This window comes from Pseudomonas poae (assembly GCA_028869255.1).
Classification (GTDB): Bacteria; Pseudomonadota; Gammaproteobacteria; order Pseudomonadales; family Pseudomonadaceae; genus Aquipseudomonas; species Aquipseudomonas poae_C.
In genome coordinates this window covers 1,627,558-1,653,494 of record CP110972.1, presented here as the reverse complement: position 1 = coordinate 1,653,494, position 25,937 = coordinate 1,627,558, and the positions used below count along the sequence as shown (strand labels likewise).

Genomic DNA, 25,937 nt, shown 5'->3' with positions numbered 1-25,937 from the left:
CCGACACCTCCTGTGTTCATCGACAGACCAACGGGCCGATCATCGGCACCTGTTCGCCGGATTCCGGCAGTGCAAACTGCACCTGGCAACGGGCACCGTCGTTCAGCGTGACGCGCAAGGTGTTCTGCGACGCCAGCTTATCCAGGTACACCAGGCCATCCCAGCCGACCACCGCCACCGCGCCGCTCTGTTCGTGCAGCACATTGGCCCCCAGGGGCAGTGGCGTATTGTGTTCATCCGTCAGCTCAATACTGGCGGCATTGATTCGGGTCAGTGGGAACTCCAGCAAGTAACCGCTGCCCCGACGCACTGCCACCCGCTGCTCCACCGAAGGGCTCAGCACATTGGCCGGCAGGTTCAGCGGGTCGATTTCATACTTGCCGCGGTAATAGCCGCTGCTCCACGGCACCAGCAGGCGACCGCTGCTGTCGGTCTCGCCGACCAACTGGTTTTCGTAGCGCACCGGGACCTTGGCGTAGCCGTCGGTACTCACCACCACAAACGCATCGTTGATCCGATTGGCGGCAAACACGTGCTTGTCCATCCACACCAGCGAGCCGCTGGCATCCGCCCAGCGGGTTTCGGCGTCGCTGCTGCCATACACGCCGGCTTGCAACTGCACAGATTGCAGGCGCCAGGTCAGGTCGGCCTGGCGATAATCCGCGCCCTGGCCGTGGGCATAGCCGAGGTTGTAGCCCACCCCGCCCGGGCCGGGTACCGCACGGCTGAAATTGACCCGCTGACGGCTCTCGCCAGCGGTGCTGCGCTCCACGCTGAGGCTCAGGCTGGCGTCGAGGTCGAACGGGATCACCACCTGGGCCTGCACCGCCCAATTGCTGTCGCCGATCTCGCGGTTGGCCGACAGATAAAAGCTGCTATTGCCCCACAGCGGGCGATTCCAGGTCAGGTTGAGCAAGCGCGTGCGCGAATCATCGGCAGCGCGGATATCGAAGTACCCCGCCCCCAGGCTGCCCCAGGTGTCGAGGTTGAGGCTGGCGGTGACTTGCTCGCTGCGCTTGCTCAGGCTGATGGTGGGCGTGTCGATCACCGTGAGGTCGGCATACTGTTCATGTCGCTCAAGGCGTTGGTACGACAGGCTGTAACGCTGGCTGCTGTACTGATAACCCAGGCTGACTTGCTGGCCCTGACGCCCGTCGAAACGGCTCTGGCTGACCGCGCTGTTGAGCACCCCGAACGAACCCAGCCGCACGTTGCCACCGACGCCGCCGAGGGTCAGTTCATTCGAGGCTTCGGCATGGCTTTCCAGGGTAAAGATGTCACTCACGCCATAGCGCAGGCTGCCGGAGGTGACGCCCTGGCCGTAGCGAAAATCCTGCTGCGCATAGTCGCGGCGCAGTGTACCGGCGGCCACCGAGAAATCCGACAGCCCCTTTTGCAGCAAACTGCTGGTGACATAAAACGGCACGGTGGTCGACACCTGCCGGCCAAGGGCGTCGGTGGTCACCACCACTGCCTCGCCCGCGCCGTTGATAAACGGAATATTGGTCAGGGTGTAGGGCCCCGGCTGCACGTTATCGCTGGAGGATTTGAAGCCATTGATAAACAGGTCCACCGAGGACGGTACCGCCGCCTCACCGGCGAACTGCGGCAAGGGGTAGGTCACCAGGTCCGGGCGCACGGCAAAATCGCGCGACAGCTGCACGCCGCCCAGACGCACCGAATTGCTCCAGGGCAAGGCGCCGCTCACCAGGTCGCCGGCCTCATAGGTCAGCAGGCTCTCATCGTCGGAATAGCGCCAGGTGGTGTCATAGCGCAAGTATCCGTCGCTGAGCCCACTGCCGGGGTTGGCACCGAAACTGCGGCGATACTGCCCGGTGTTGGACAAGGTGCCCCAGGTGTCGAACACCCGCACCTCGTTCCAGGCGGCGAGGTAGGTGCCCGAATCGTCGGTGTCGTTCAGGTACAAGTCATAGTTGAGCATCGCGCCGAAACTGGTCATGGCCTCAGTGCGCGGGTACGCCTTGCGGTTGCCGAGGAACTGCGCCGGCAGCCAATCCGGCGGCACACTCAGCAGCAGGCGCTGGCCATGGCTGTCGTACTCGCTGTGCAGCCCGGGCAACTGCTCCAGGGCCACTTCGGCGGCCACCGACGCGGGCAGCTTCATGCCGATCGCCTGCAGGTCGGCGGCAGACATGTACAACTGGCCCGCTCGCTGCTCAACCACGACCACCTTGGCGGTGTCCATCTGGTTGACCAGCAATTGCAGGTACAACTGCGCATCGGGCATTGCCTCAAGGCTGGTGGGCGGTGGCGGCAGCTCACCGGCACCTGCCCCTGGAATAAACACCAGACAGCAACACCCCATGGCGATCCATCGCGCTCGAGCCGACACTCAGCTCACTCCCTGTTTTTACTGACCGGGCTTGACGCTCTGTACCGTCGGCGCACCGTTGACTTTAAGCAGCAGCTCCTGGCCACCGGCCAAGGGTTCCGCCACCGGCCAGCGCATGCTTGCACCCGGCAACACGTAGCCCATCAGGCCCTCGGTCACCGGCCGGTTCTGGCCGCCCTGCTTGATCGCCACATCCGTCAACCGCGCATGCACCGCGCCCTGGTTGCGGATCTCGATATAGGAGCGCCCGCCCTCGACCACCTTGCGCCAGCTCAGGTCCGGCTTGCCCGCGCCGTTGGGGTCGCGTTGGCGTGTCAGGTCTTCCTTGCTCCACAACCCCGCACCGTAGGCAAACAACGGCACCGAGTAACGCATCTGGAACTGGATCGACGCCGCCGTCTTGCCTTGCGCCTCATTGCCGGCGGGCCTGGGTGCAGGGATCTCATCAATGATGATCCGGTAAGCCAGCTCCTGGCCCTGGGGCACCTCGCGGGTGCGGGTCAGGCGCACCAACTGCTTCTGGCCAGGCTCGATACGCGCCACGGGCGGGCTGCCAATCACGTCGCGCTGGTTCTGGTACTGGTCATCAAACCCGCTCTGGCGCCAGGCGAATACGCGAATCTGCAGGTTGGCGGTTTCATTCCCACGGTTTTCCAACCACAGTGCGCCGGCCTGTTGGTCGGCCTCCAGCACCGGGTCGATCGGCCAGATCAGCACCGAGCTGGCGGCCTGCGCCTGGCTTGCACCCAGCAGGGCCATGGTCAGCCATGCGTGACGCAAGACCTTGGGTAAACACATAGGCAAGCTCTGCTCCTTAGATTGAAAAAAGCTTCAATTCAAACGTCCTTAAAAGGTCAGCTGTACCTGCAGCACATCGCTGTAGGTCCCCGCCGGCTGATTCCCCGGTAACACCACCCGGCCGTAGATCGGCAAGGTGATGTTGTTGGCATTGCTGTAGGCCACATTTACGCTCTGGCCAATGCCGATTACCTGGCTCAGGCCCGCATCGCTGAACAACTGGTACGCCACGGTGGCCGTGCCGGTGTTGAGCTTGAGGCGGCGCCCGCTGCTGCTGTTTTTGCCGCCGTCCACGCTCATGCTCAGCGTTACCCCCGGCGTGCACTGCACCTGCAAGGCGCTGGTCAGCCCGGCCGACACCGTATTGGTGGACAGCGCCGAATAGCTGCCGTAGTTCAGGTTGCCGTAGGTGGTGGACGCCACGTTGCAGCCGGCAATGATGCTGGCGCTGACCTGGAAACTCGCACTGGTGACGGCCGCCAACGGTAGCGGCAAGCTGCTCGCACAAGCCAGCAGCACCATCGCGCAGCCATGGCCGGCCATGGCGGTCAGAAGCTCAATTGCACAGAGATGGTGTCCTGGTAGGTACCCGCCGGCAGCCCCGGTTTACCCACGGCCTTGCCATACAGGTTGATGGTTTGCGCAGCCCCGGTGCTGGCCGCCAGGTTGATCACCCCGTTGGACGCCAGAATGTTGTTGTAACCGGAGTCGGTGTAGAGGTCATACGGCACGAAGTTGGCCACGCCGTCGTACAACGCACGGGTACCCCCGGTGGATTGCCCGTCATGCAGGCCGCCCTGGATGGTCACGGTGGGCGTGGTGCCGGCCGAGCACTGGATCGATACGGCGCCACCGCCGGCGGCCACCAGTTGGGTACCGGCCTGGGTGAACAGGCTGTCGGTGGTGCCGAAGTTCAGGCTACCGAAGTTCAGGTTGGTGGCGCCGGCGCCGCCGTTGACCAAGCAACTGCTGGTTAGGATCAGCGAGGAGCTGATCTGCCCGGTGACGGTGGTGGCGGCATGCGCGCCGGCCGCCAGGGTCAGGCCCAGAAAGGGTACAGCGAGACGCAAAGCAAGTGGATGCATGAGCTTTTCCTCTGTTGAGTTACCAATCCAGCGTGACCGTCAGGATGTCGCGGTAGGTGCCTGCGGGCAGTGCGCTGGTATTCGCCACCACGGCACCGTAGACCGGGATCGGCCCCTGGTTGCCGGGGCTGACGGCGAAATTGCGTTGTTGGCCGATGCGATAGCTGTCGGTGCCGGCGGCATCGGCCGTGAGTCGATAGGGAATGGTTTGGCGGCCGTTGCTCAGGCGCCGGGTGGTGCCGTCACCGTTGACGCCGCCATCGATGGTCACGTTGAAGCCGCGCACCGAGGCATTGCAGGTGACCTGCAGCGACCCGCCGCTGCCTTCGATATTGGCGTTGAGCGGGCGCGTCCAGGTGGGAGCCTGGTCGCCGAAATTCAATTGACCGAGGTTGGCGGGCTGCTCCACGCCCCCGGCACTGACCTCGCAGGCCGGCAGGATCACCAGCCGGGCCTGGATGCTGCCGGTAATCACCGCGTCGGCATCCCCTGCAATAAACAGCAGGGGGCTTAAGAACAGCGCAGTGCGGGTGAAATGCTTCATATCAATCCCACTTCCATCAGGATAAAACCGACTGGCCGCCTAACCATGGGCGACATTCCTTTACCTGCCGAGTCCACCCGGCAGTTGCTGCGTTTACCAGGTCACCGTGACCTTCAGCACATCGCTGTAGCGACTCACGTTGGGTATCTGGGCCAAGGGTTCAATGCGTGCATAGAGCGGCAGTTCCACTGAGCCGCTGTCGGGCACGGTGCCGCTGACAGCTTCATTCACCGGCAGCGCCACCCGCCGGGCGGCATCGCGGTACAGGCGATAGGGAATCGGCGAGCTGCGTGAGTCGCCCGCCAGGTAGCGCACCTCGCCGACCCCGCCATGCAGGCCGCCGTCGATGCGCACTTGATAGGGGGTGTCGGGGTTGCATTCCAGGCGTGGCTGGCGGGTGCTGGGCAACGCGGCGCTGAGGGGGCCGGCGGGGTCATTGAGACGCGCGGTACTGCCGAAATCGAGCACACCCAGCTGCTCGATCCCCGCTTCACGGGTGAGACCGACCAACTGGCAGCCACGCATCACATTGACGCGCACCTCCACCTGGAGTTGCGCGGCCAACAGCTGCGTGCTGCAAAACGTGCTCAGCACTGCCAAAACCATAGATCCATTCACAGCCTCAGTCCTTTTGAGGAATGGTGTACCAAGGTCAGGGTAGCAGTGCAGGACAAAGCTGCCAGTCGCGTCAGGAATTTGCCTGTTACAAGGCAGGAATTTTCTTACCAGTTCAGGGTTACCACGGTGCGCGGGTTGCCCGCTTCGTGGGCGGTGCTGACGGTAAATTGGGTAGGGCTATCGGGCGCGGCGCTGCAGCGCACAGCCGGGTGGGCATCGGCCGAACGTTGGGTCACTTCACAGCCGGCAGTAATCACCAGCCGCACCGCGATCGTGCCGCTGCCGACGGCGGCCTGGGTGGCGTTGACCCACAGGCAGCAAGCGCCCAATACCAACAGGAGGCGATGGATGACGAACATGAGTGGCCTTGAAGCAATCGCGAGGGAGGGAAACGTTGCCGAGAATATACGAGATGGCTATGTGCCTGCATTGATTTTGCGTAGCAGCCGACACGCGGCGCTACCCATCTTGTTTTGAGATTGCTGGCCGCCACATTTTGTATTGGTTAAATTAGCGCCATCGCCCGCAAGCTAGCGCCCTCCACGCAACGGAACCCTGTCATTGGCTGCCCTCCCCTCCGCCCTGCGCCGTTTATTCGGCAAACCCGCCCCGGCTGCGCCTGCGTCCGGTGATGTGTCGGCGTATTTCCAGCACAAGGCCGAGCGCCAGGGCTACACCCTGAGCCCCAGCCAGCAGCAGGTGATCGAACGCATGGCGCAAATCGCCAGCGCCCTCGCGGCGGGCCAGGCGCCGCGCAGTCTGTACCTGCACGGCGCAGTGGGGCGCGGTAAAAGCTGGCTGCTGGATGGGTTTTTCCAGGCGCTGGCGCTGGCGGAGAAACAACGGGTGCACTTCCACGACTTTTTCGCCCGCCTGCATCAGGGCATGTTCAAACATCGCCAGCAGGACGACGCCCTCGCCGTGACCCTGGATGAGCTGCTCGAAGGCTGCCGCGTGCTGTGTTTCGACGAGTTCCATGTCCACGACATCGGCGACGCGATGCTGATCACCCGCCTGTTCAAGGCGCTGTTCGAGCGCGGCGTGCTGGTGCTCGTGACCTCCAATTACCCGCCCGCAGGGCTGCTGCCGAACCCGTTGTATCACCAGCGCTTCAAGCCGGTAATCGAACTGATCGGCGCACGCATGGACGTGATGCAAGTCGACGCCCCCCAGGATTACCGCGGGCTGCCACAGAACCATGGCCAGCAGCGCTTTACTCAAGGCCAGTTCATCTGGCCGGGAAGCCCGGCGCAACGTACGGCCTTAGGGTTGCCGGCGGCCGACAGCCCCGCCCTCACCCTGCCCGTCGGCAGCCGCCAGTTGCAGGTGCGTCGGCATCAGGGCCGCACCATCGCTTTCACCTTCAACGACCTGTGCGAACAACCCACGGCAGTCATGGACTACCTGCTGCTGTGCCGTGACTTCGACCACTGGATCATCGACGGCCTACCGCAGTTAGGGGATTGCCCGATCGCCGTACAGCAGCGTTTCATCAACCTGGTGGATGTGCTGTACGACCAGGACAAGCACCTGATCCTGATCGGTGAGCGGCCCCTGGCTGAATCCCTGGCGGGCCAGGCCATCGACCTGGCGCGTACCGCCAGCCGCCTGAACCAGTTGCAGCATCGGGTGCCCGACCCGGTATCATGAGGGCCTTTTAAGCCCTCTTGCCGAGTGACCGCGCCGTTCATGCATACTCTCGCCCAACTCAAGGCTGGCCAATTGGCCGGTATCACACGCCTGGACCTGTCCTGCGGGCTGACCGAATTTCCCCGGGAAATTTTCGAACTGGCCGACTCGCTGGAAATCCTCAACCTCAGCGGCAATGCGCTGAACCGCCTGCCTGACGACCTGCACCGCTTGCCGCACCTGCGCGTGCTGTTCTGCTCGGACAACGTCTTTACCGAACTGCCCGAATGCCTCGGCCAGTGCGCCAAGTTGAGCATGATCGGCTTCAAGGCCAACCAGATCAGCCATGTGCCCGCCGCCGCCCTGCCGCCGTTGTTGCGCTGGCTGATCCTCACCGATAACCGCGTCAGCCAATTGCCCGATGAGTTGGGCGAGCGGCCGTTGCTGCAAAAGCTGATGCTGGCCGGTAACCAGTTGGCGCACCTGCCGCAAAGCCTGGCCAACTGCAAAAACCTGGAATTGATCCGCATCGCCTCCAACCGCCTGACGCAACTGCCGCCTTGGCTGCTGGCGCTGCCAAGCCTGACCTGGCTGGCCTACGCCGGTAACCCGGTGGAAATGGCGGTGGACGTGGCCGCCGACGACGCCACGCCGAATATCCCCTGGGCGGAACTGGAACTGGGCGAAGTGTTGGGCGAAGGCGCTTCCGGGATCATCCGCAAGGCGTTGTGGAAACCGCGGGCCATGCCGGTCGCGGTCAAACTGTACAAAGGCACGATCACCAGCGACGGTTCACCGCTGCACGAAATGCAGGCCTGCATCGCTGCCGGGCTGCATCCCAATCTGATCAAGGTCGAGGGTCGCGTCGTCGGCCACCCCGAGGCCCAGGCTGCCTTGGTAATGGACCTGATCGACCCGAGCTACAGCAACCTCGCCGGCCTGCCGAGCCTGGCCTCATGCACCCGGGACATCTACGCGCCCGGCACCCGCTTCAGCGCCGAAACGGCTTTGCGCATGGCCCGTGGCATCGCCTCGGTGGCCGCACACTTGCACCGGCACGGCATCACCCATGGCGACCTGTACGGCCACAACATTCTGTGGAATGCGGCGGGCGATTGCTTACTGGGGGATTTTGGCGCGGCGTCGTTCCACGCCACGGCGGATACCGTGGAGACCAAGGCGTTGCAGCGTATTGAGGTGCGGGCGTTCGGGGTGTTGTTGGGAGAGTTGTTGGAGCGGGTTGACGCACAGGTGAGTGACGAGCTGGTAGCGCTACAAAAAAATTGCTGTCAGCCGGATGTGCTGGCACGACCGGGGTTCGGAGAAATCGAAGTTATCCTGAAGTCTGTCCAACACCACTGATCCAATGTGGGAGCGGGCTTGCTCGCGAATGCGGTATATCAGCCAGTAAATAGGTCGACTGACACTGCGCATTCGCGAGCAAGCCCGCTCCCACATTTTGACCACGGTTATTCAGCTATGAATCAACCGGCCAGGCCGACGAACATGTCCTGCACGTCGTCATGGTTGTCCAGCCCTTCGAGGAAGGCTTCAACTTCAGCCATTTGCTCATCGGTCAACCCGCTTACCGGGTTCTTCGAGAGGTAGCCAAGCTTGGCCGACAGCACGGTGAAACCCTGCTCCGGCAGGGCTTTTTGCACGGCGTCGAGGTCGGTGGTCTCGGTGATGAACAGGGTGGTGCCCTCTTCTTCACCATCTTCGAAATCCTGGGCGCCAGCTTCGATGGCGGCCATTTCCGGGTCGGCGTCCGGAGTGTCCGGCTGCGCTTCGATCAGGCCGACGTGGTTGAAGTCCCAGGCCACCGAGCCGGAAGCGCCCAATTGCCCCTTGCGGAACGCCACGCGGATTTCCGCCACGGTACGGTTGATGTTGTCGGTCACGCACTCGACGATCAGCGGCACCTGGTGCGGGGCGAACCCTTCGTAGGTCACGCGGTGGTACTGCACGGTTTCGCCGAGCAGACCGGCGCCTTTCTTGATGGCGCGGTCCAGGGTTTCCTTGGGCATCGAGGCCTTTTTGGCCTGTTCCACCACCAGACGCAGGTGGGCGTTGGTCGACGTATCGGCACCGTTGCGGGCGGCGATAGTGATTTCTTTCACCAGCTTGCCGAAGATCTTGCCCTTGGCATTGGCTGCCGCTTCTTTATGTTTGACTTTCCACTGTGCGCCCATGACTCACTCTCTTCTGTCCATCGCGCCGAAACGTCTACTGGCCGGCGCTTTGGGGGCAGAGTTTATAGCGCAAAAACCCTTCGATCCACCAAAAACCATCAAGGCGCCAACTCGAAAAACGCCTGAATCAAGCGCAATGAGCGGCGCCGCTGCATGCAACCGAGCATATGCCGGTTGACCAGCCCCTCCCCTTCGATCGCCACCGCCCGCACCCTTGGGTCGGGGCTGACCTCCATCGACGAGACCACACCTACCCCCAACTCAGCGGCGACGGCTTCGGTCACCGCCTCGCGGCTGTCGAGTTCCAGCAGCACCTTGGGCTGCACACCCGCCGCCGCGCAGGCGTCATCGAAGGTGCGGCGGGTGATGGAACTGGGCTCGCGCAGCACCATGATCACCTCGTTCAACTGCTGCAGGCGAATGCCTTGGGGCTGCTGAGCCCACGGGTGGCCGGCCGGCACCAGGGCGCAGATCCGCGACTCGCTCAGCGGCTGCAGATGCAGGCCATTACGCGGCTCCACTTCGGTGAGGACGGCCACATCCGCATGCTCGGAGAGCAGCGCCGCCAGGGTGTCCTGGGCATTGCCCAACCGCAGGTTGACGGTAATGGCGGGGTAACGCGCGCGCAGGCTGGCGATCATCGGCATCACCAGGTGCGGGCCGTCGGCCGCGACTTCCAGGCGCCCGGTGAGCAATTGGCGGTTGGCCTCCAGCAGGGCCTGGGCCTCATCCACCAAACCAAAGATCGCCCGGGTGATTGCCGCCAGCCGCGTGCCTTCCTCGGTCAGCTCCACCCGTCGTGCCGTGCGGCGCAACAGCGGGATCTGGTAGTACTCCTCCAACGCCTTGATATGCCCGGTCACCGCTGGCTGGCTGATAAACAGCCGCTGTGCGGCCCGGGTAAAGCTGCCCTCGCGGGCCACGGCGTCGAATGCGCGCAGTTGGAACAAGTTCATAGCTATCGGCCTCACTGATAGCTCGCATAACAACAAACAATTTGATTGATGACAAGCCAAACTGCAATTTAGGCGCCGTAGCTTCAACCCCCGACGCCTTGCGAGAACTTGAGATGACCACTGCTGCGCCGATCCTGCTGACTCCCGGCCCCCTGACCACCTCCCAGCGCACCCGCCAGGCGATGATGCTGGACTGGGGTTCATGGGATGACCGCTTCAACCGGCTCACCGCCAGCGTCTGCGAGCAATTGCTGGCGATCCTGCACGGCGAAGGCAGCCACCACTGCGTGCCGCTGCAAGGCAGCGGCACCTTTGCCGTCGAAGCGGCCATCGGCACCCTGGTGCCGCGTAATGGCAAAGTGCTGGTGCTGATCAACGGCGCCTACGGCAAACGCCTGGCGAACATCTGCGACGTGCTCGGCCGCGAGTTCAGCACCTTTGAAACCGCCGAGGACCAGCCCACCACTGCCGCCGACGTCGACCGTCTGCTGCACGCCGACCCCGCCATCACCCACGTGGCGCTGATCCACTGCGAAACCAGCACCGGCATTCTCAACCCACTGCCGGAAATCGCCCAGGTGGTTAAACACCACGGCAAACGCCTGATCATCGACGCCATGAGCTCCTTCGGCGCGCTGCCGATCGATGCCCGCCAAGTGCCGTTCGACGCGCTGATCGCCGCCTCCGGCAAATGCCTGGAAGGCGTGCCGGGCATGGGGTTTGTCTTCGCCGACCAACAGGCGCTGGCCGCAGCACACGGCAATTGCCATTCCCTGGCGATGGACCTGTTCGACCAGCACAGCTACATGGCCAACACCGGCCAATGGCGCTTTACGCCGCCGACCCATGTGGTGGCGGCCCTGCACGAAGCGCTGGCGCAGTACGCCGAGGAAGGTGGTCAGCCCGCACGCCATCAACGCTACGCCAACAACTGCCAGGCATTGCTCGACGGCATGGCCGAACTGGGCCTGCGCAGCTTCCTTCCGACGGCGATCCAGGCGCCGATCATCGTGACCTTCCACGCCCCGCGAGACCCGCGCTACCAGTTCAAGGACTTCTACGAGCGGGTCAAGGCCAAGGGTTTCATTCTGTACCCCGGCAAGTTGACCCAGGTGGACACCTTCCGCGTGGGCTGCATCGGCCACGTCGACGCGGCGGGCATGCAAGCGGCGGTCAAGGCAATCGCCGAGGTGCTGCAAGAAATGGAAGTGTTGAACATCTGATTTCCCCCATTACCCACAGGATCTGAACATGCACTATCAAAACCCCAACACCCTCCAGGCCGTGATCCTCGATTGGGCCGGCACCGTGGTCGATTTCGGCTCCTTCGCCCCCACGCAGATTTTTGTCGAAGCGTTTGCCGAGTTCGATGTCCAGGTCTCCATCGAAGAAGCCCGTGGCCCGATGGGCATGGGCAAGTGGGACCACATCCGCACCCTTTGCGACCAGCCGCAAGTCGCCGAGCGCTACCGCAAGGCCTTCGGCCGCACGCCCACGGACGATGACGTAACCGCCATCTACCAACGCTTCATGCCCTTGCAGATCGAAAAGATCGCCGAGCACTCGACGCTGATCCCCGGCGCACTGGACACCATCGCCCGCCTGCGGGTGCAAGGCATCAAGATCGGCTCCTGCTCCGGCTACCCCAAGCAAGTCATGGACAAGGTTGTCGCCCTGGCCGCCACCAACGGCTACATCGCCGACCACGTGGTCGCCACCGACGAAGTGCCCAACGGCCGCCCGTGGCCGGCTCAGGCCCTGGCCAACGTAATCGCACTCGGCATCGACGACGTCGCGGCCTGCGTCAAGGTCGACGACACCGTCCCAGGCATCCTCGAAGGCCGCCGAGCCGGCATGTGGACCGTGGCCCTCACCTGCTCCGGCAATGCGCTGGGCCTGACGTACGAGCAATTCCGCGCTCTGGATACGGCCACGTTGGTCAGCGAACGCAAACGCATAGAAGCTCTGTTCAAAGGCTCGCGCCCGCACTACCTGATCGACACTATTAACGACCTACCGGCGGTGATTGCGCATATCAACGGGCGCCTGGCGCGCGGGGAAATGCCGCAGACCTACTAAAAGTGGTGGTTGGACCGGCTGCTCACCCATTTGCCGTGGGTGAGCATGCTTGTTGTGTTGAGCATGCTTGTTGTGGCGAGCGAGCTTGCTCGCGTTGGGCTGCAGAGCAGCCCCTGGCAAATTTAATTCAACTATTTAAATAAGCGCTCATAGAATTTTCTGAAAACATGCTTCAGCCATAGCAATCATGATGCCCATTCGCAACTGCAGTCACTTGGGCGGAAAAAGCCCTAACATTGGAGGGATCCATTAATAAATCCAGAAACCTCATCTACCTGCAACTGAACAAAGTAACGCTTTAGCAACCCTAAGACGATATTGTTTTCAGAATTATTGGCATAGAAAAACTGAGCTGCCGCGTGTGTTTCCGAATCGTAAAACCTACATAGCAAGGCATTGCTTGTTGATTTCAGAAAATCACCGATTTTATCAGGAGTTATTCTCTTTTCGAAAACCGTCATCTTAGTCCAAAGTTCGCTTATTTCAGTTTCAGCGCCGCCCCTCTCAATTACTAACATTACATCATGCGAGCCCTCTAAGGCAGCCCTATCTATTAGACTCGACTTACTTGGAAGTTTTTTTACTATCGAGTAGAGCTGACTACTTTCATTTATTCTGAAAACATCCTCAGAATTTAAACCGTTGAACATATTTTTTCTGAAGAGATACTCCTCAGCTTTTGAATTGAAGTCCACCCCCGCAATGGAGCGCCACTCCCTTACAACGGACCATCCCTCTGGTAGTTGCCCCACAACCTCGCACCATGATTCCCATAGACCATTGAAGCTTTGATTTATCAAGGTTAAGGTGACGACCTCAGCATCTTCGTCCGGAAGTATGCTTTCCCATGGCCTTACTCCAATCTCGCTTATATATGCCGTACTCATTTTTTATCTCTTGAAGTAAGTGTGTGAGTCATCGCCAACCTTCAAAGGAACCTTTATTTCGTTCACGGTATTTTTGGTGTTGAAATGTGGTCCATGATTACCCTCTTTGTGACCCAGTGAATGCTCATAAATTTTGGTGAGGTGGCTTTTCTTTAAACTAAAAACGTACACACGCCCTATAGTATGGCGATCCTGATCACGAATGGTCTCTCTATAAACACCTATCGGCTGAGTGCCTTGCGGTATGCCTCCAATTTCTTTGGCCCTTCTAAAAGCCCCGCTTCTTGACAGTTTGCTATCAAAGCCTTTCGGGGGCTCTACATCCCCCTCATTGGCCTTGACGTTTTTCGCAGGGTCTTCTGGGCGACTCGCCGGTTTACATCCATCAAGGCCCGGACACCGACTCAACCCCAAAGGGTCCACCCACCCCGTAGGATTGGGTACGTACTGGTACGCGTTAATCCCACCCGCCAGCTTCACCGGATCCGGCGTCAGGTAGCGACCAATATCCGGATTGTAGTATCGATGGCGATTGTAGTGCAGCCCGCTTTCCTGATCGAAGTACTGGCCCTGGAAGCGCAGAGGGTTGTCGATTTTTCTGGCGTCGAGGCGGGCGATTTCGCCGTAGGCGCGGTAGTGGGCGGACCAGACGATTTCGCCTTCGGGGTTGGTGAGTTCCTGTGGGGTGCCGAGGTGGTCGAGTTGGTAGTAGAACGGCTTGGTTTCTTTTGGGCCGAAACCTTCCAATAGGGCTAACGGCCGAAAGCTATCCGGTTCGTAGATATAGCTGCGATGGCGATCCGCATGGTGTTCGGCAATCAGCTTGTCGCCTTGCCAGAAAAACTCCGTGCTTATCCCATCCACGGTTTTGCTGATGCGCCGCCCAAACGGGTCATAGCGATAGCTGGCGGTTTGGCCGTTGGGTTGGGTCACTCCGATCAGCCGGTGTTGGCTGTCGTAGCGATACTCGGTAACGAGTTGATGGCCCTTGCCACGTCGTTCTCGGATCAGGTTGCCGAAGGCGTCGTAGTCGTACTGTCGGTCGCCCTGGATCATCAGACGATTACCCGCGACGATGTCCGGGCCGGGGCGGTCTTGCATCAGCAGATTGCCGGCCGGGTCGTGGGCGAAGCGTTCCTGCACGTCTTGCGAGTGGTCGGCGCGGGTCAGGCGGGCGAGGGGGTCGTAGTGGTAGTGGTGTTCGCCTTTGCGGGTGTCGAGCAGGCGGGTGAGGTTGCCGGTGTTGTCGTAGTCGTATTGGCGTTGGTAGAGGGTGTATTGCTGTTGAGTCACCGCGTGGGCATGCAGACGTTGCTGGTCGTCGTAGTGGTAGTGGCTGAGGAGTTGACCTTGTTGGCGTTGGTGTTCCTGGCCGGCGTTGAACAGGTGTGAGGTGAGTGTTTCACCATTCAGTTCCACGGTCGCTAAGTGGCCGCCTTTACCGTGATTGAACACCAGGCGGTTGTTGTCGGGCAGGCGGAGGTTTTTTAGCTGCCCGCAGGCGTCGTAGCCGTAGCGCAGGGTGCCCCAGCCTTGATGCTCGGCGGTGAGGCGATTTTGCGCGTCGTACTCGTAAGCCAGCGCCCAGTGGCCGTCGTCGACGCTGAGGAGATTGCCCTGGCGGTCGTAGGCATAGTCCACAAGACTGCCATCGGGCAGGGTTTTTCGTACGAGTCGGCCGGCAGGATCGCGCTCGTAACGGGTGACTAGCTGACTGCCCTCGTCGCCGTGTTCGGTTTTTTCCAGCAGGTTGCCGTTGAGGTCATAGGCGTAGGCGGTGCGCTGGCCGTCAAATCCGGTCTCCTGCTGGATCAGGCCATTGGGGTGGTACTGCAACCCATACGTTTCGCCGACTTCGTTTTCGATTTCAGTCAGCAATAACCGCACGTTGTCGTAACGGTATTGGACCTGGGTGCCGTCGGCATTGATGCGACGGCTGATCAGGTGCAGGCCGTCGGCATATTCGTAGCGAGTGGTCTGCCCCAGCTCGTCACGTTCGGCGGTGATTTTTCCGTAAGGGTTGTAGCTGTATTCCCGCGTTGCCCCACCGGGTAGCACCACGCGAGTCAGCCGGCCCACGCTGTCCCACTGATACTCGGTCAGCGCCCCATGCGCCTCCTCACGCGCTATCTGCCGCCCAAGATCGTCATAGCGATAACGCTTGATCCCACCGTTCGGCAAGTGTTCCTCAAGCAGTTGCCCCCGCTCATTCCACATTAGCCGCAGACAGCTGTGATCCGGGTACCAAACCCCAATCAGTTGCCCATATTTGTCGTAGCTGTAATCGGTGACGTGGCCTTCAGGATCGGTCTTGCGGATGACATCGCCTTGGTCGTTCCGCTCATACTTCCAAACCGCCTCACCGCGCCGCACCACCCGTACGAACCCGTTGTCATGCTCGTAGGAAGTCGGCTCGTCATACCCCGGAAACAACGCCACCAAACGTCCGGCCTCGTCGTATTGGTAGGCCGTCACCGCCCCCAAGGGGTCCTGCTCGACCGTCAGCCGGCCTTTATCGTCGTAGGATTTGAAATGCTCGGCGCCATCCGGATCGATGCGCTGCACCAGCCGCGCCCGATCATCGTGGACGTACACTTCCTGGCTGCCATCGGCGTTAAAAACCGTGACGCGGCCGTTGTCGTCCCACGCATACCGCGTATCCATCTGCGAAAAGCTGGCCCAGTGCCGGACACAACGCGCCGCTTTGCCAGAGCGTTCCCACTCCCAGAAGAAACTCGCCCCACCGGCCAGTCCACGTTCCAAAATGACGTGCTGTTCGTCGTACCGGTAAACCTCGCTTTCGCCGACGGCATTGGTCGCCGAGACCAGTCGGCCAGCATCGTCATAGGCGTAGGAAACAATGCAAAACTCGGTCATCCATTCGAAGGGTTCACGGCCCTTGGCGCGTTGAATCTGGTAGTCCACCGCCACGATGCGGCCAGACTCATAACGCAGGAACAGCGAGCGGCCCACGCCGTTATCCAGGCGTTCAATTCGCCCCAAAAAGTCTCGGGAAATTCGCAACCGGTTGTCATACGCATCGCTGATCGAGACCAACACGCCATCGCGGAAGTGGTAGAAGCGTGATGCCTGAGCCAGCACCAGCTCATCGGGCAACGAGCCCAGGTAAATCGCGGCTTCAGCCAAGCTATTGGTGATCGCCGGTCGGGAGGCAGTTGGTAGAGGAAACTGAGTACTACGGTTTTCGTGGTCGACCCACACCACCGAACCGCCCACAACAGAAAGCCGCTGCGCCAGCGAATGACTCCACCCAAACCCCAACCCACAATCCACGTCCACCGCACTGGTGCGATACAACCGCGTCCACTCAAACGGCAAAATCCCGTCCAGCGTCCCATCGGTCAGGGTCAGCAATTCTTCGCCGGTGACCATCGACACCGGGCAGCCGTGGGTGGCGGTTTTATCCGCAGGAGCGGCAGCATCCCCGTTCGGGGTCTTCGCCGACGCGGGCACATCGTCGACAAGCTCCTGGCGGACCAACACCGTCTGCTGCGTCTTGCTGCGCACCGCCGGCACCGGGTTCGAAACCAACTGCTCCCCAGCCTTCAACTGCGCAGCCGGCACCGTCTTGATCTCCGTTGCCGGGCCACCCAGCAAGAGCGGCTTCGCCACCTCACCATGCCCCTCCAGGCGAGACGTCCCGAATTGCCCTGCAATATGTTCTAACCACTGGCGCGCACGCTGCGACTTGATACCCCCCAGCACCTTCGCGCTGATACGGATCGCCATCCCCATCCCGGCAGTGGCGAGGCCAAGCAGCAGGTTGATCAAGACTTCGGCGCTAATCTCCCCCAGCAGCTCGTTCATGTACGGCGGGGGCAACATCCGCATCCAGCTGACCATTGCCGACAGATAGATGAACAGCAGCGGCTCATCGCTGAGCACCAGCAAGCCTTTGGCGAGGGTCTCGGTGCTGACCTTCAGCAGCTTTTCAAACTCAGCCTGTGACAGGTAATGCAGCAGTTTTTCGGCATTGGCCAGAGGGTCTGTCAGCCACTGAAACAGTTGCTTGATGTTGTCCCACAGTGAGTACAGCGCCTCGCCAAACCCGCGAGCGTAGGCTTGATGGAGCGTGAGGTAGCGCTGCAGGAAGTTGGCTTCGGAGTAGTCCTTCCACAGCGGCTCGAATGTGCCGCTCCACTCACTGCGCAGCCAGCCCTCAAGCGGTGCGATCACCGACTGATAAGAGGCATACAGCGCCTTGAAATGCTCTTTGGAAACGTTGGGGTAGAAGTTGACCCGGTACCTCTGGTTGCGATCACACTCGGTGATTTCCAGAATGCCGCTGGGCCCGATGGTCTTATGGATCGGCTCGCCCAGCGGGCCGCCGTTTGGATCAACGCGTTGCAGCACGACAGGCGTATTGCCGATAGGCACGAACCGCGAACTCTGGAACATATGCACCAGGGTCAACGTGCCGTCAGCTTTGCACTGTGCGGTGGTGGTGCTGGGAAACAGCGAGCGGTTGATCGGTGCGACCAGCGCCACCTCATCCCCGACCTTGAATACCTGTTCGATATCCAGTGCCGAAAAGCTGAAATAGCTCTCTGCCCAGCGCTCGTAGCTGTTTAAGCAGCGCTTGAAATCGCCAATCACAGATTCGACGTCTCGCGCCTTTGAATCCATAGCGGCCAGTACCAGCAGGCCAATGGTTTGGCTGGTAGCGGCAATCAAAAGGCCGCCCCTTGAACCGGGGCATTCATAAGAAAAACCATCTGCAATCCCTCGCACTGTGTGATCAGGCGAAGGACTTTGCAGAGGTTTTCGGGAGGGGTCTGTAGTGCTTATCCGGCAGTTGAGTGGGATTTTTCGATGAATATTGTCCACCTTCCACCAGGCAATCCCCGCAAAACCGGCATACAGTTAAAGCACTCCGTCATCAAGAACGGAGGTATGCCCTGATGAGTAACGAGGAACCCAGCGATGCCGTGGAAAAACTCCGATACCCGCTACAGCACCATGTCGATTGCGCTGCACTGGCTGATGGTGGTGTTGCTGGCGGTGGTCTACGCCTGCATTGAGTTACGCGGCCAGTTTCCCAAAGGCAGCGGTGCGCGAACGTTGATTGTCGAAATGCACTTCATGTTCGGCCTCACCGTGTTTGTGCTGGTGTGGCTGCGCCTGTTTGCGCGCAGCCTGGGGGTGGCGCCGAAGATCGTACCGGCCCCGCCGCAGTGGCAAGCCCTGCTGGCCACGCTGATGCACTTCGCGCTGTATGCCTTGATGATCGGCATGCCGATCGCCGGTTGGTTGATCGTCAGCGCCGAGGGGCATTCGGTGATGTTCTACGGCATGGAGCTGCCGCCGCTGATCGGCGAGAACAAGGCGCTGGCCAAGACGATTGAGGGCTGGCATGTGTTGTTCGGCAAGATCGGTTATTGGCTGATCGGGCTGCATGCATTGGCGGGGATCATTCATCACTATGTGATGCGTGATAACACTGCGCTGCGCATGATGCCGGGCAGACGGGCTAACCCATAAACCCCCGGCGGCCCTGCAAGCCGCCGGTGTGGATGAAGACCAGGCGAGTGCCGGGGCTGAAGCGCCCGGCCTCGATCTGCTGCTTCAATGCCAGCAGCGCTTTGCCGGTGTAGAGCGGTTCCAGTGGCAGGCCGCACTGTTGTTGCGTGTGTTCGATAAACTCCAGCAGCAGCGGATCGACCTTCGCAAAGCCGCCACGGCTGGCGTCCAGCAGCTCAAACCCGTCCGGCACAATGGCATGCACGTTTTGCAGGGTGCCATGATCGTCCGGCACCGCCAGTGCGCCATACACCGGATGCGCGCCCGCTTCCGCCAACACCAACCCGGCCAGCGTGGTGCCGGTGCCCGCTGCCAGCCACCAGGCGTGGTAATCGGCCCAGCCGAGGTTGTTCAACTGCGCACGTACCTGCTCGACCAGCACCCCACATCCCAACGCCCCGACCATGCCCCCGCCGCCTTCGGGCACCGGAAAAAGATCAGGATACTGTTCGCGCCACGCCAGCCAGAAGTCCGGCTCGTGACGCGCACGATAGCCGCCATAACCCAGCCAATGCAGCTGCATACCGAAAGCTTGCAGATCCAGTACAGTCGGCGTGTCTTGAGGATGGCCACGCAACAGGCCGACGGTGGGAAAACCGAAGCGTTTTCCGGCCGCCGCCAGCGCGTGCAGGTGGTTGGAGTAAGCACCACCCAGACTGATGATGCCGCTGGCACCGGCCTGTTGCGCCTGTGCAAGGTGCCCGGTGAGCTTGAACCACTTGTTGCCGCTGATCAGCCGGTCGATGCGGTCCAGGCGCAGCACGGCCAACTCGATGCCGTTCAGCCAATCGAGCTGGACGGGTTCAAGCGGAGCACGGGGAAGCCAATCGAAGGGACCCATCGGAGGGGATCTGCAGGCAAAAAGGGGCGGTAGTCTAACACCGCCCCTCGTCGCGTTTTACAGCTCGGCGGCGAGGCGCGAGCCCTGGTTGATGGCGCGCTTGGCATCCAGCTCGGCCGCCACGTCAGCACCGCCGATCAGGTGCACCGTCTGGCCGGCCGCGACCAGGCCGTCGTGCAGTTCGCGCAGCGGGTCCTGGCCGGCGCAGATGACGATGTTGTCCACCGCCAGCACCTGAGGCTCGCCCTCGGCGCCAATGCGGATATGCAGGCCGTCATCGTCGATCTTCAAGTATTCGACGCTGTTGAGCATCTGCACCTGCTTGTTCTTCAACCCGGTGCGATGGATCCAGCCGGTGGTCTTGCCCAGGCCGTCACCGACCTTGGAGGCCTTGCGTTGCAGCAGGAACACTTCGCGAGCCGGCGCATGCGGTTGCGGCTTGATACCGGCCACGCCGCCACGGGCTTGCAGTTGGGTGTCGATGCCCCATTCCTTCCAGAACGCCTCGCGGTCCAGGCTGGTGGATACGCCCTGGTGCACGAGGAATTCCGACACATCAAAACCAATGCCGCCCGCGCCGATCACCGCCACGCGTTTGCCCACCGGTTTGCGTTCGAGGATCACGTCCAGGTAGCTCAGTACCTTGGGGTTTTCCACGCCTGGAATCGCCGGCGTACGTGGCGCAATGCCAGTGGCCAGGATGATCTCGTCATAACCGCCTGCTGCCAGCTGTGCAACGTCAACACGGGTGTTGAGGCACAGCTCCACATGGGTGGTCTGCAACTTGCGTTTGAAGTAGCGCAGGGTTTCGAAGAACTCTTCCTTGCCCGGCACGCGCTTGGCGATATTGAACTGGCCGCCGATTTCGCTGGCCGAATCGAACAGCGTGACCTGATGGCCGCGCTCGGCAGCCACCGTTGCCGCCGCCAAACCGGCAGGCCCGGCACCGACCACGGCGACTTTCTTGATCTGCTTCACCGGCAGGTAATTCAGCTCGGTCTCGTAGCAGGCCCGCGGGTTGACGAGGCAGGTGGTCAGCTTGCCGCCGAACGTATGGTCCAGGCACGCCTGGTTGCAGCCGATGCAGGTGTTGATCTCATCGGCGCGGCCTTCGGCGGCCTTGTTGACGAACTCAGGGTCTGCCAGGAACGGGCGCGCCATCGAGACCATATCGGCATCGCCTTCGGCGAGGATCTGCTCGGCAATTTCCGGGGTATTGATGCGGTTGGTGGTGATCAGCGGGATCTGCACCGCGCCACGCAGCTTGGCGGTGACCTTGCTGAACGCGCCACGCGGCACTTTGGTGGCGATGGTCGGGATACGCGCTTCGTGCCAGCCGATCCCGGTGTTGATAATGCTTGCACCGGCCTGCTCAATGGCTTTGGCCAATTGCACGATTTCTTCCCAGGTGCTGCCACCTTCTACCAGGTCGAGCATCGACAGGCGGAAGATAATAATGAAATTCGGGCCCACCGCTTCGCGCACCCGGCGCACGATTTCTACCGCCAGGCGCATGCGGTTCTCGTAGCTGCCACCCCAACGGTCGGTACGCTGGTTGGTGTGAGCGGCCAGGAACTGGTTAATGAAGTAGCCTTCGGAGCCCATGATTTCCACGCCGTCATACTCGGCGACCTGGGCCAGCAGCGAGCAGGTGACGAAATCCCGGATCTGCTTCTCGATGCCCTCCTCGTCCAGCTCCTTGGGCTTGAACGGGTTGATCGGCGCCTGGATCGCACTCGGCGCGACCTGCTTGGGGCTGTAGGCATAACGACCGGCGTGGAGGATCTGCATACAGATCTTGCCGCCCGCCGCGTGCACGGCCTGGGTCACGATCTTGTGCTTTTGCGCTTCTTCATCGGTGGTGAGCTTGGCCGCCCCGGAATACACTCCGCCCTCATCATTCGGGCCAATGCCGCCGGTCACCATCAGCCCCACGCCGCCACGCGCACGCTCGGCAAAGTAAGCCGCCATGCGCTCGAAACCACCGGGTTTCTCTTCCAGGCCGGTGTGCATCGAGCCCATCAGGGTACGGTTGCGCAAGGTAGTAAAACCCAGGTCCAACGGGGCCAGCAGGTGCGGGTAGGCAGCAGCGGTCATGGTACAGCTCCACAACGGATCATCACGGGACGTGGAAGGCTCGAATGGCCCGCCATCGGTTTATGCCTTACAGACTAAGAGTCGCTGGATGACGGCTCAATGACCGAAACTGACAAGTTATTGATCCAAATGCACAGCGCCCCTTGGCAAGCCCGCCCATGGGCCCTACCCTAGTCGCGAACCCTGCACACGGTCTGTTGTCTGTTCCCCCATGCGTAAACTTCTAGCTTTTACCGTCACCATGGCCCTGGTTGCCGCCATCGCCGCGTATCTTGTCTGGACCCAGGAGCGCCCCGTGGCGCATTACCTGTCGGACCTGCGCATCACCCTCGCCGTCAATGAAGGGCTCCCGGCTGATCGCGGCAACCTGCTGGGTATCCAGCCGGAGCTGTTCCCCGCCGATTACCAGAGCCTGGAACGCCTGCACCTGAAACTCGCGGCCTACCTGCAAAAGGCCCGCGACCAGGGGCTGATCAATGACAAGACGATCGTGGTGCTGCCGGAACATATCGGCACCTGGCTGATGCTCACCGGCGAAAAAAACGAGGTGTACCAGGCGTTGCATGTGAAGGATGCGATGAATTGGCTGTCAGTCAGCAACCCGCTGCTGTTTGCCCGCGCCTGGATCAGCGCCACCGGCGACAACCGCACCGATGACGCCTACCTGCGCATGAAAGCCCCGGCCATGGCGCGTGATTATCAGGTGCTGTTCGGCGGCCTGGCCAAGGAGTTCGGTGTGACCCTGGTGGCCGGCTCCATCGCTTTGCCAAACCCGAGTGTGAGCCAGGGCCAGTTGCAGGTCGGCCATGGCGCGTTGTTCAACGCCAGCGTGGTGTTCGCGGCGGATGGTTTGCCCATCGGCGAGCCGCAGCGCCAGCTCTACCCGATCTACGATGAGCGTGGCTTTATCCAGCCGGGCGATGAAAACGTGGTGAGCGTGGTCGACACCCCGGCCGGTCGCCTGGGCATCCTGGTGGGCAGTGACAGCTGGTACCCGGACAACTATCGCAAACTCAACGAGCAAGGCGCGCAACTGATCGCGGTGCCGGCCTTTGTGCTGGGGCGTGATACCTGGGACCGGCCATGGCGCGGTTTCAAAAGCGTGTCTACGCCACCGGAAATCAGCCTGAAACCCGAGGAACTCAGCGAAGGCGAGGCGTGGCGCCGCCTGACGCTGATCAGCCAGCAACCGGTGAGCCAGGCCACCGCCGGCATGAGTGTATTTTTGCGCGGCCAGTTCTGGGACCTGGGCACCGGCGGGCACAGCTTTCTGAGCGGCAACGGGAAGATCAGTGCCGACGGCGACGCCCGTGGTGCGCGCTTGCTGAATATCTGGCTTTAACGCCGTGAAGCCGGTGCGCCTGGGGGATCTGTCGGTGGGCTTCGTGCACACCCTGGCCGATGCCATCCACAGCCACGGCCTGGACCCGCAACCGCTGCTGCTGCAATACGGGCTCGACCCGACGCGGCTCGCCGAGGCTGGCGCACGCTTGTCGATCCCACGCTATATGCGCCTGGGGCATGCGGCCATCCAGTTGACCGGCGACCCCGCCCTGGGCCTGCGCATGGGCCGGTTCAGCCGCCTGAGCCAGGCCGGGCTGGCCGGGGTCACTGCGGCACAGGCGCCCAACGTACGCGAGGCGGCGCGCACGCTGACCCGCTTCGAAGCGCTGTACGGTTCCAACTATCGCGGGCAATCGAGTTTTGTTGAAGATGCCGAGGGCGCCTGGCTGCGGTTCTATTCCATCAGCCCGTACAACGCCTATAACCGCTTTGTGGTGGACTCGATCATCGCCGGTTGGCTGCACCAATTGTCCAGCCTGGCCCAGCAACCGCTGCAGGCACAGCGGGTTGAGATCGAGTTCGACGCACCGGACTACAGCGAGCAGTACGACGTGCTGGGCCCCGTGCACTTCAATGCCGAGGCCAATCAGCTACGCCTGAGTCATTCAACCCTGGCCCTGCGCAACCCACAGCATTGCCCAAGCACCTGGCAACTGCTGCTGCAACTGTGTGAACGGGAACTGGACCAACTGACCCGCACCCGCAGCCTGCGCGAACGCATTACCCGCTTGCTGGGGCCGATGCTCAATGGTGGCCGGGAACCCGACCTGGAAGAAGTGGCGGCTCGCCTGAAGCTGCCGACCTGGACGCTACGCCGCAAACTGGCCGAAGAAGGCACGCAGTTTCGCGCAATTCTCAACGATACCCGTCGCGACCTGGCCATGACCTACATTCGCGATACGGAACTTGCCTTCGGCGAAATCGCCTACTTGCTCGGTTTTGCCTCGGCCCAGGCGTTTCAACGGGCGTTCAGGCGGTGGAACAACCAGACCCCAGGGGAATTTCGCCGCAGTCAGCGGCATTCCGCCTGAGGTCGGTGTTACAGCTCGGTTGCATCGTCGGCCGGATCGAGCGGGTCCCACTCAAAAGCCTGGTATTCCAGCAGTTCTTCCTGGTAATCGTCCATGGTGGACTCCTTCTGTCGTTAAAAGCGGCTGCCAATAAATGACCTGCACAGCCAGCCTAAAGTGCCGTGATGACGAAAAAATGTCGAGGTCATGACGTTCCTGCACTCCAGGATTAAACGTAGCAGCGTTCCAGGGATTTAGCACCGGGGTTTTCAGGAACTATTGCAATCATTGCAATTGCAATCAAATAAGCATTTGCATTAGGGTAAGGCCATCCGCACCCAGGTGACCTACCCATGACCGCCACAACCGCACACGCTGCGCAGCACTGCCTTGACGCCTTGAGCGCTGCTGCCGGTGCGCGCAGTTCACCGCTGTACACCGTGATGAGCATGGCTGACACCCTGGAGTCCAGTCGACAGGCGTGGGTGATTCGCGGTCAGTCTCGCTCGCGGCGCGTGGGCGGATGGCCCAGCTGGTTTGCGCGCAATACCATGGAAAAACCCTTGCTGTACCTGCACAGCGCCACGTCCTCGGCGCAACTGTGCGCGCTGTCGGGCGAGACGGCGCAGCGCGGCATCCTGTGCAACGACATCGAAAACCAGCCCTCCCCCTGGCCCAAGGGCGCACAACCGTCCCTGCCGTTGTGGCTGGCCACCAACCCGCGCTGCACCCCGTACGACCCGGCCTCGGGCGAAGAAGCCCGGGCAATTGTGCTGGCGGGGTTGCGCACGCTGTATATCGACGGCCAGGCGGGGTTCTATTACCTGACCCTGCATGATCATGAAAGCGCAGTGCAATTGGGCGAGCAGTCGCGTGAGGACGCGCTCAAGGGCATGTACCCGCTGCAGCGAGGCAGCCAGGGGGATAGTGCGGTTACTCGGCGCCGGTCGTGCGCTTGCAGAGGTGGTGCAAGCCAAGCACTTGCTGGAACAGGACTGGAATATCACCGCACAGATCTGGAGCTGCCCCAGCTATACCCGGCTTGCCCGTGAGGCAGCGGCGGCTGAGCGCTGGAATCGCCTGCATCCCGCATCGCCCAAGCGCAGCTGCCACTTGCGTGACTGTCTGGCTGGAAGTGACGCGCCGGTGATTGCCGTGACTGGTTATCCGCAGGCGATTGTCGATCAGTTGGCGGCGCATGTGGATGCACGGTTAGTGGCGCTGGGGGCGGGGTCGGTGCAGCCGGCAGCGCCGAGTCGATATTGGATTGTGGTGCTGGCCTTAAGGGCGTTGGCGGATGAAGGACGGATAGAGCGGCGACAAGTCGAAGCAGCAATGAATCTTTATGCACTGGAATGCGAGTAACTGTGGGATCTGGCTTGCCTGCGCTGCGGGCAACGCGGTCTCTCAGCCAGACCGAAGCGACGCTATCGCAGGCAAGCCAGCTCCCACACAAGCCAGCCCCCCACAGGAGTACTTCATGGGGGTTCAGATTTTGCGTCGACTGCGAGTCTGCACACCCGCCTCCATCGCCAACCCGGCCGTGCGCTCCAGGGTATCGGCAAACGCCTGGCGTTGCTCCGGCTCGATTTGCGACAGAAACAGCTCATCCACCGTGCTTTCGTAGATGTTCCACATTTTTTTGCGCAACACCCGCCCGGCATCAGTGATCGAAGCAAAGGCAGCACGCCCGTCGCCGTCAGAGCGCAAACGCACCACCAGCCCGTCCTTTTCCAGGCGGTCCACCAGCCGGGTGAGGTTGTAACGCTCGATGGCAAGCACATCGGCCAACTCGTGCATGCGCCGGGTGCCCTCGGGGCCGCTTTCCAGGCCCCACAGCGCGTCGTACCAGGCGTACGGCGGCAGGTCAGCTTCAGCCAGGCGGCGCTCGATTTCACGGATGACAGTCCTGTGGGCCCTGACAAAACGGAACCATACATCGGGCTCTTTCGACGACATGCAA

Annotated in this window: 21 protein-coding genes and 1 pseudogene; 8 read left to right on the top strand and 14 right to left on the bottom strand. The window is 61.6% G+C overall.

What is annotated here, in order from left to right; translation table 11 throughout:
* Nucleotides 1-16: 16 nt before the first annotated feature.
* The 7 genes from LRS56_07695 to LRS56_07665 form a co-directional block, all read right to left on the bottom strand.
* A complete protein-coding gene (locus LRS56_07695) occupies nt 17-2,326 on the bottom strand; it encodes a fimbria/pilus outer membrane usher protein (GenBank protein WDU65707.1) in 2,310 nt (769 codons plus the stop codon).
* Nucleotides 2,327-2,371: 45 nt separating this feature from the next.
* Nucleotides 2,372-3,151, bottom strand: a complete 780-nt coding sequence (locus LRS56_07690) for a molecular chaperone (GenBank protein WDU65706.1) — start codon at nt 3,149-3,151, stop codon at nt 2,372-2,374.
* Between the two features lie 48 nt (nt 3,152-3,199).
* Entirely contained in the window at nt 3,200-3,694 is a 495-nt protein-coding gene (locus LRS56_07685; GenBank protein ID WDU64353.1) for a spore coat U domain-containing protein, read from the bottom strand.
* Nucleotides 3,695-3,699: 5 nt separating this feature from the next.
* Nucleotides 3,700-4,236 (bottom strand): spore coat U domain-containing protein, encoded by a 537-nt coding sequence (locus LRS56_07680; GenBank protein ID WDU64352.1) that lies wholly within the window; start codon nt 4,234-4,236, stop codon nt 3,700-3,702.
* Nucleotides 4,237-4,255: 19 nt separating this feature from the next.
* Entirely contained in the window at nt 4,256-4,780 is a 525-nt protein-coding gene (locus LRS56_07675) for a spore coat U domain-containing protein (GenBank protein WDU64351.1), read from the bottom strand.
* A gap of 93 nt (nt 4,781-4,873) precedes the next feature.
* A complete protein-coding gene (locus LRS56_07670; protein WDU65705.1) occupies nt 4,874-5,386 on the bottom strand; it encodes a spore coat U domain-containing protein in 513 nt (170 codons plus the stop codon).
* A 116-nt stretch (nt 5,387-5,502) separates the two neighbouring features.
* Nucleotides 5,503-5,757 (bottom strand): hypothetical protein, encoded by a 255-nt coding sequence (locus tag LRS56_07665; protein ID WDU64350.1) that lies wholly within the window; start codon nt 5,755-5,757, stop codon nt 5,503-5,505.
* A 202-nt stretch (nt 5,758-5,959) separates the two neighbouring features.
* On the opposite strand from LRS56_07665, the gene zapE reads away from it, so the two are divergent.
* Together zapE and LRS56_07655 are read left to right on the top strand one after the other, a co-directional pair.
* Nucleotides 5,960-7,048, top strand: coding sequence for a cell division protein ZapE (gene zapE, locus LRS56_07660; GenBank protein WDU64349.1), 1,089 nt, complete (start codon nt 5,960-5,962; stop codon nt 7,046-7,048).
* Between the two features lie 39 nt (nt 7,049-7,087).
* Nucleotides 7,088-8,389 carry a leucine-rich repeat-containing protein kinase family protein gene (locus LRS56_07655; GenBank protein WDU64348.1) on the top strand — a complete coding sequence of 434 codons (1,302 nt, stop codon included), beginning with the start codon at nt 7,088-7,090 and terminating at the stop codon, nt 8,387-8,389.
* Nucleotides 8,390-8,511: 122 nt separating this feature from the next.
* Here the strand turns inward: LRS56_07655 and LRS56_07650 are convergent, their stop codons facing one another.
* Nucleotides 8,512-9,219, bottom strand: coding sequence for a YebC/PmpR family DNA-binding transcriptional regulator (locus LRS56_07650; GenBank protein WDU64347.1), 708 nt, complete (start codon nt 9,217-9,219; stop codon nt 8,512-8,514).
* 98 nt (nt 9,220-9,317) lie between these two features.
* Complete coding sequence (locus LRS56_07645) at nt 9,318-10,175, bottom strand: LysR substrate-binding domain-containing protein (GenBank protein WDU64346.1); 858 nt, start codon at nt 10,173-10,175, stop codon at nt 9,318-9,320.
* A gap of 113 nt (nt 10,176-10,288) precedes the next feature.
* Here LRS56_07645 and LRS56_07640 point away from each other — a divergent pair, with 113 nt between their 5' ends.
* Nucleotides 10,289-11,398: a 2-aminoethylphosphonate--pyruvate transaminase gene (locus LRS56_07640; GenBank protein ID WDU64345.1), complete on the top strand. Its 1,110-nt coding sequence runs from the start codon at nt 10,289-10,291 to the stop codon at nt 11,396-11,398.
* Between the two features lie 28 nt (nt 11,399-11,426).
* A complete protein-coding gene (locus tag LRS56_07635) occupies nt 11,427-12,254 on the top strand; it encodes a phosphonoacetaldehyde hydrolase (protein WDU64344.1) in 828 nt (275 codons plus the stop codon).
* Nucleotides 12,255-12,484: 230 nt separating this feature from the next.
* Here the strand turns inward: LRS56_07635 and LRS56_07630 are convergent, their stop codons facing one another.
* Together LRS56_07630 and LRS56_07625 are read right to left on the bottom strand one after the other, a co-directional pair.
* Nucleotides 12,485-13,141 carry a hypothetical protein gene (locus LRS56_07630; GenBank protein ID WDU64343.1) on the bottom strand — a complete coding sequence of 219 codons (657 nt, stop codon included), beginning with the start codon at nt 13,139-13,141 and terminating at the stop codon, nt 12,485-12,487.
* A 3-nt stretch (nt 13,142-13,144) separates the two neighbouring features.
* The gene (locus tag LRS56_07625) at nt 13,145-17,788 is read right to left on the bottom strand and encodes a DUF6531 domain-containing protein (protein ID WDU65704.1); all 4,644 of its coding nucleotides are present in this window, start codon (nt 17,786-17,788) and stop codon (nt 13,145-13,147) included.
* A 297-nt stretch (nt 17,789-18,085) separates the two neighbouring features.
* Here LRS56_07625 and LRS56_07620 point away from each other — a divergent pair, with 297 nt between their 5' ends.
* A complete protein-coding gene (locus LRS56_07620; protein ID WDU64342.1) occupies nt 18,086-18,643 on the top strand; it encodes a cytochrome b in 558 nt (185 codons plus the stop codon).
* On the opposite strand, the gene LRS56_07615 is transcribed toward LRS56_07620, so the two are convergent.
* Nucleotides 18,633-19,523: a pyridoxal-phosphate dependent enzyme gene (locus LRS56_07615; GenBank protein ID WDU64341.1), complete on the bottom strand. Its 891-nt coding sequence runs from the start codon at nt 19,521-19,523 to the stop codon at nt 18,633-18,635. The genes LRS56_07620 and LRS56_07615 overlap by 11 nt on opposite strands.
* Before the next feature lie 57 nt (nt 19,524-19,580).
* A complete protein-coding gene (locus tag LRS56_07610) occupies nt 19,581-21,620 on the bottom strand; it encodes an NADPH-dependent 2,4-dienoyl-CoA reductase (GenBank protein WDU64340.1) in 2,040 nt (679 codons plus the stop codon).
* A 211-nt stretch (nt 21,621-21,831) separates the two neighbouring features.
* Here LRS56_07610 and LRS56_07605 point away from each other — a divergent pair, with 211 nt between their 5' ends.
* The 3 genes and pseudogenes from LRS56_07605 (at nt 21,832) to LRS56_07595 (ending at nt 25,339) form a co-directional block, all read left to right on the top strand.
* The gene (locus LRS56_07605) at nt 21,832-22,962 is read left to right on the top strand and encodes a carbon-nitrogen hydrolase family protein (GenBank protein WDU64339.1); all 1,131 of its coding nucleotides are present in this window, start codon (nt 21,832-21,834) and stop codon (nt 22,960-22,962) included.
* A gap of 4 nt (nt 22,963-22,966) precedes the next feature.
* On the top strand, nt 22,967-23,995 hold the full coding sequence (locus LRS56_07600) for an AraC family transcriptional regulator (GenBank protein WDU64338.1): 1,029 nt from the start codon (nt 22,967-22,969) through the stop codon (nt 23,993-23,995).
* A gap of 332 nt (nt 23,996-24,327) precedes the next feature.
* Nucleotides 24,328-25,339 (top strand): annotated as a pseudogene (locus tag LRS56_07595) (pyruvate dehydrogenase).
* Between the two features lie 123 nt (nt 25,340-25,462).
* Here LRS56_07595 and LRS56_07590 read toward each other — a convergent pair.
* Nucleotides 25,463-25,933, bottom strand: coding sequence for a MarR family transcriptional regulator (locus LRS56_07590; protein ID WDU64337.1), 471 nt, complete (start codon nt 25,931-25,933; stop codon nt 25,463-25,465).
* Nucleotides 25,934-25,937 lie beyond the last annotated feature (4 nt).

Coding starts and splice junctions, on each gene's coding strand:
- LRS56_07695 (WDU65707.1), bottom strand. CDS start 2,326: ATGGGGTGTTGCTGTCTGGTGTTTATTCCAGGGGCAGGTGCCGGTGAG.
- LRS56_07610 (WDU64340.1), bottom strand. CDS start 21,620: ATGACCGCTGCTGCCTACCCGCACCTGCTGGCCCCGTTGGACCTGGGT.
- LRS56_07675 (WDU64351.1), bottom strand. CDS start 4,780: ATGAAGCATTTCACCCGCACTGCGCTGTTCTTAAGCCCCCTGCTGTTT.
- LRS56_07630 (WDU64343.1), bottom strand. CDS start 13,141: ATGAGTACGGCATATATAAGCGAGATTGGAGTAAGGCCATGGGAAAGC.
- LRS56_07665 (WDU64350.1), bottom strand. CDS start 5,757: ATGTTCGTCATCCATCGCCTCCTGTTGGTATTGGGCGCTTGCTGCCTG.
- LRS56_07620 (WDU64342.1), top strand. CDS start 18,086: ATGCCGTGGAAAAACTCCGATACCCGCTACAGCACCATGTCGATTGCG.
- LRS56_07690 (WDU65706.1), bottom strand. CDS start 3,151: ATGTGTTTACCCAAGGTCTTGCGTCACGCATGGCTGACCATGGCCCTG.
- LRS56_07645 (WDU64346.1), bottom strand. CDS start 10,175: ATGAACTTGTTCCAACTGCGCGCATTCGACGCCGTGGCCCGCGAGGGC.
- LRS56_07670 (WDU65705.1), bottom strand. CDS start 5,386: ATGGTTTTGGCAGTGCTGAGCACGTTTTGCAGCACGCAGCTGTTGGCC.
- LRS56_07650 (WDU64347.1), bottom strand. CDS start 9,219: ATGGGCGCACAGTGGAAAGTCAAACATAAAGAAGCGGCAGCCAATGCC.
- LRS56_07655 (WDU64348.1), top strand. CDS start 7,088: ATGCATACTCTCGCCCAACTCAAGGCTGGCCAATTGGCCGGTATCACA.
- LRS56_07590 (WDU64337.1), bottom strand. CDS start 25,933: ATGTCGTCGAAAGAGCCCGATGTATGGTTCCGTTTTGTCAGGGCCCAC.
- LRS56_07685 (WDU64353.1), bottom strand. CDS start 3,694: ATGGCCGGCCATGGCTGCGCGATGGTGCTGCTGGCTTGTGCGAGCAGC.
- LRS56_07625 (WDU65704.1), bottom strand. CDS start 17,788: ATGGATTCAAAGGCGCGAGACGTCGAATCTGTGATTGGCGATTTCAAG.
- LRS56_07635 (WDU64344.1), top strand. CDS start 11,427: ATGCACTATCAAAACCCCAACACCCTCCAGGCCGTGATCCTCGATTGG.
- LRS56_07680 (WDU64352.1), bottom strand. CDS start 4,236: ATGCATCCACTTGCTTTGCGTCTCGCTGTACCCTTTCTGGGCCTGACC.
- LRS56_07615 (WDU64341.1), bottom strand. CDS start 19,523: ATGGGTCCCTTCGATTGGCTTCCCCGTGCTCCGCTTGAACCCGTCCAG.
- LRS56_07640 (WDU64345.1), top strand. CDS start 10,289: ATGACCACTGCTGCGCCGATCCTGCTGACTCCCGGCCCCCTGACCACC.
- LRS56_07605 (WDU64339.1), top strand. CDS start 21,832: ATGCGTAAACTTCTAGCTTTTACCGTCACCATGGCCCTGGTTGCCGCC.